Raw genomic sequence first — 4716 nt, forward strand, 5'->3', positions numbered from 1 at the left:
AGCGTTGATTGGTGTTGTTATGAGTGATGGAGTGATTTGGCTGATTGTTCTGCCCCATTTTGTGACGGGGTTTTCTGCGATGAAGATGATGTCGTTGGAGCGCAGTTGGAAGCGGGCGGCGAGGGTGAGTTGTGCGGCGTTTCGGATGTCGAGGTGCCATGCGGTGACGGCGCCGAATTCGCGGGCATCTTGCGCCGCGCGCAGGACGTAGACCTCTGACGCGTCACCGGTTTCCTTGGCGATGCCGCCGCCTGTGTCGAACAGGGCGTCGGCCAGGGTGGCGGTGTGGTTGAACGGCAGGGCATAGCGGCCCTGTGTACGCACTTCGCCGGACAGGTAGACATAGTCTCGGTCAACCGCATCCAGCTCGATGGATTGCAGGTAATTGCTGCGGCGCTCGTCCAGGTCGGCGCGGCGCAGATTGACTGCGGTGTTCAGCTCTTGCAGGGCGGTCTGCCGACCCTCGAGCACGGTGTCGCGCAGCGCGATCTGCTGGGCAAAGTAGCGTTCGGCGCGATCCAGATCATAGTCGGTATCGACAAAGACCGAGTCATCGGCGACCAGATTGAGGTTCTGCAATGCGGTGCGTGCGTACAGATCTTCGAGCGGGATCTGATACATCTGCCCGTCGCGGTAGATGCGTACCGAGGAATTGTCGATATCGCTGACCGAGACCGATCCGGCAGCCGACAGCGCCTCGCCCAGGGTCAGTTGGGTCAGGGTGATGGGCTGGATACCGGGCTGGCCGACAGCGCCGCCGACCGAGACGCGGCGCGAGTTGAACTCGGCGATCTCAAGGCTGAAGGTGGGGTCGATCTGGTTTTCCACCAGGCGCTGGAACAGCACGGCCTCAGCCTCATCCACGGTCAGGTCGACCAGCCGGACGCGGCCGACATCGGGGATGTTGATCGAGCCGTCATCCTGCACTGTATAACCGTTGCGGCTGTTCTGCGCGGCCAGCAGGCCCGACAGCTCTCCGGCTGTTCCTTGCGTGGACGGCGTCGACAGCACCAGCACGTCACCGATGCCGATGGTGTAAGGGCCGGGGTTGACCTGTGGCGGCGGGTCCAGTTGCAGCCCGGCGCGCGATCCGTCTTGGGTCGAGGGCGCCTCGGGCAGGGGGCCAGTGCCCCGCAGGCTGGTGCCAGAGCCCGATCCGGCCGACAGTTCGAACACCGTTGGCAGGGTCTTGGGCGCGTATGGCGACCGGTTGGCGACCAGCACGGTCTCTGGCGTGACCGGCACAACGCGGACTTTGCCCGCGTCGGAGACACCTGCCGTGACCGACGGGCTGCGATAGATGGTGGAACACCCGGCAATCAGAACGGTCACAACCAGCGCGCTGAGGAGAAGTGGAGTATGGCGCACGATATGCCCTCTGCTGTTGGAAGTCTTAACTGTCATTGGGCACAACCTTTATGAACATGTTGCCGAGGAAATTGCCGGTCCATTGCGAGGATTGAACGATGCGTCCTGAACTGTTTTGCACCCAGTAAACGTTGGTAAAACGATCCACCACCCCGAAGCATTCCTCTTGCCATTTTTCCGTTGCGACAGGGTTTCCGCGCAGCAAAACGGTCTCGGATCCCACGGCTTCGATCTGACACTCATAAGCATGTAACTCGATCTCATCGTTGGCGTTGAGAAAGCTGTGGAACCGTTCGACCCGGCCCGGACCGCCGCCCAGGATCCGCGCCGCGCTTTGGTGCACATCGGACGCCGACATGCCGTCGCCAAACCCCAGGGCCGAGGTCAGCATGCCGCGTTCCAGCGTGATGGTGGCCCCGTCCGCGGTCAGCCAGGTCTGTACCCCCGCGCGCTGGGTCTCAAGCAGCATAACACCGGCAAGATCGCGACTGGGAAACCCGACCTCAAGCCGGGGCGGGATCGGGCGGCGCGCGCCAAGGGCCTCGGCGCGCGGATGGAACCGGGGCGCATTTGGAAACAGCGTGCTCTTGAACAGGTCGACATCTTCCTGGGCCTCGCCGCAGGAGATCAGAGCCAGGGCCAGCAGGGCGGTGCGCAGGACCTTCATCGCCAGAACCTTCCCCAGCCGCGCGACAGATCCTGCGCGCGGGCCTCGCGGGTCACGCCATACAGCCGGTTGCGCACGTTCAGCCGTGCGCCGCCATCGCGCAGAACCGGACGGATGGTCTGGGCGATCTTGTTGCGCGACGGGCGGCCGGTCAGCCACGAGATCGGGATTTCCAGCCGGATACCCTTGTCGAACGACCCTTCACCGAACTCCTCAGAGCTGACATTTGTCAGGGTAAAGAACGCCCCCACCTTGAAGCCGTTGTTGAACTCGCGATCCAGCGCGAAGGTTGCGCCATAGTCGCCGGCCAGATAGCGCCCGACATCGACCTGCGCATGATACTCGCCCGGCAGATCGTAATAGGCCGAGACGTGCCCGGTGAAGACATTGTAATCCTGAAAGCCGAACAGCACGTCAAAGTCGCGCTGCGCCACATAGTTGGCCTCGGCCCCAAGGGCCAGACGACTGTTGTTGGGATACCAAAGCACTTCGGTGGAAAGCCCGCCAAACATGGTTTCCAGGTAGCCCAGCGTGGTGCGGGCATAAAGGTCCTTGCCCGGCCGCCACATATACTCGGCGGTCATATGCTCGATCCGCAGGTTGGATTCGCGTGCATAGATGTTCCAGTCCGAGCGCACATGCGGCAGGGTCGAATTCGACGGCCGGGTGCTGTCATCGAGGGTACTTAGGATCGGCTGACGCAGACCTGTCGAAAAGGTCAGGCCCGGCGACGGGGTGTAATCCAACGCCAGCGCGGCCCCCAGTTCGTATCGCAGCGGGTCGTCGGGATCAAAGAACGAGAAGTTCAGATAGGGGCCGAACCGATAGGAAAAATGCGGATAGGCATCGGTGAGGAAACCGCCCTGCACCAATGGCAACGTGTCCGAGATCTCGGCCCGGGCAAAGCTGCGCCAGGCGTTGTCGGGGTCATGTTCCAGTTCATAGAGGTCGTCGCGGTTGACGCGCACCGCACTCAGCGGCACGCCGTTCGACATCAGCGCAATGTCGAAATGTTCGGCTTGGGGCGGTTCTGTATTGACCAGCACGCGGGCGGTACGGCCCAGAGCCTGCGCGGCCTGCCCATAGCGGTTGTTCTCCACCCCGACGCGGACAGTGTCGCCGCTGTCGGACAGATAGACCAGCCGCAGCCCTTCCTGATCCAGGGCGGATTGCATCCGCGCCCGGATATCACCTTTGCTGCTGTTCGCCGTTGCCGCAGCGACCTGCGATTCAGGGCGCAACGGCGGCGGTGCGGCACCCTGACCGCCCGGCGTCACCGCTTTGCGCGGATTGACGAAGTAGCTGTAGGTCAGCCCCAGCGAGGTGCCATAGAGATAAGAGGCCGTCAGCTGCGAGCCGTTCCGGAACCGGTACTGGGCGCCAAAATTGAAGGGCGATTTGACCCGGAAACTGTCATTGACGGATTCCGCCGTGTAAAGGTCGGGCGAATACTCGGCCAAAAAGGTCAGCCGGTCATTGTATTGCCAGCTGGCGCCGCCAAACAACGCCGCGTCGCCACGGAACCAATTGCCAAACTCGAGCTCACCCCCCCTGGCCGTTCGAGTTTGACGCGGGCCGGGTGTCGAACCGGCTGCCGAAAATACCCAGCGGGTTGGAGAACGCACCACGCCCCGCCATGCGGCCCCATCCAATACCGCCGGTCAGCTTGAACCGGTCCTGAATGGTCTTGGTGGCCACGAAGTATTCCGCGGCATAGATGCCGGTGCCACCAAAATCGCGCAGCCCCATCACGATGGCCGGGCCGTGCCGGCTTTCTTCGCGCAACCGGAAATGGACGTCAAAGCTGCGGTCATACCGGGTGCGGTCCGTGCCGCCCGAACTATCAAACCCGTCAATCACCGCATAGCGGAAGCTGCCATGCACCCAGGGCAACATCTGAAACGTCATCGTCGCCCGACCGGTGTTCCTGAGACCTGCGGCGGTAAAGACAAGCTCACCATCATCGAACATCTCGGCGGTGGGGATCTCGATCAGTCCGGGTGTGCCATAGGTCGACACGGATTGTGCCTGCGCCATGCCGGTCGCCATAGCGCATATAAACGCCAAGAGAGGCTTCCGCCTGACTGTCACCGCTCGAATAATCTTCACGTCTTTATGTCGCTTTTGGGACGACGGGCTAACCCTATCGTCGATCCACGTCTCGCCTCGATATGCCCGTGGACTTATTTTCTTTGGGTTTGCGGTGCAAATACAATTCCGCACTTCAGTTAAATGAAAACCGGAAATGATTTAATCTACTACAGGTTGAATTGGCCAAAGGATCTTTGCAACTTTCGAACAGGGTAAGCGGCATCGATTCAAGGCAAAGCAATCGAATTGATAATTACATCAAAACCCGAAGCTGATCGCGACATTCACGCCAACGCCACGGCTGAACACAAGGGGATCCATCAGAGGCGCGGCCCCCAGTCAGGCGCCGCCGCGGCGCATCATGACAGCAAGCGTCCGCCACACAATGCGCATCTCCATCGCCAGGCTGGAATTTGCAATATAGTAGAGATCAGCCTGAACCTTTCGACGCGTCGCATCTGTGCCTTCGATATAGCCCAGCTCGACCTGCGCCAAGCCGCTGATGCCAGGGCGAACGTCGTGACGTTCCTGGTATCCAGGCACCTGCAACAAGTACATACGCGCATGCTCAATGTAATCCGGACGAGGTC

Annotated in this window: 5 protein-coding genes; all 5 read right to left on the minus strand. The window is 61.3% G+C overall.

Annotation, left to right across the window (positions count from 1 at the left end):
• Positions 1-1404, minus strand: a 1404-nt coding sequence (locus tag AC2FD9_RS23070) for a polysaccharide biosynthesis/export family protein (RefSeq protein ID WP_496838924.1), incomplete at its 3' end; no start/stop codon positions are given.
• The gene (locus AC2FD9_RS23075; RefSeq protein ID WP_496838791.1) at positions 1394-2035 is read right to left on the minus strand and encodes a YjbF family lipoprotein; all 642 of its coding nucleotides are present in this window, start codon (positions 2033-2035) and stop codon (positions 1394-1396) included. The genes AC2FD9_RS23070 and AC2FD9_RS23075, both read right to left, overlap by 11 nt.
• Positions 2032-3660, minus strand: coding sequence for a YjbH domain-containing protein (locus AC2FD9_RS23080; protein ID WP_496838925.1), 1629 nt, complete (start codon positions 3658-3660; stop codon positions 2032-2034). Before AC2FD9_RS23080 ends, AC2FD9_RS23075 begins: the two co-directional genes overlap by 4 nt.
• Positions 3578-4102, minus strand: a complete 525-nt coding sequence (locus AC2FD9_RS23085; protein ID WP_496838926.1) for a YjbH domain-containing protein — start codon at positions 4100-4102, stop codon at positions 3578-3580. The genes AC2FD9_RS23080 and AC2FD9_RS23085 overlap by 83 nt, the downstream gene beginning before the upstream one ends.
• 363 nt (positions 4103-4465) lie before the next feature.
• Positions 4466-4716, minus strand: a 251-nt coding sequence (locus AC2FD9_RS23090; protein ID WP_496700158.1) for a sugar transferase, incomplete at its 5' end; no start/stop codon positions are given.

The organism is Ruegeria sp. YTSC230 (genome assembly GCF_059609665.1).

Bases quoted from the DNA above. Each gene is read 5' to 3' on its own strand.
- AC2FD9_RS23075 (WP_496838791.1), bottom strand. From the start codon at position 2,035: ATGAAGGTCCTGCGCACCGCCCTGCTGGCCCTGGCTCTGATCTCCTGC.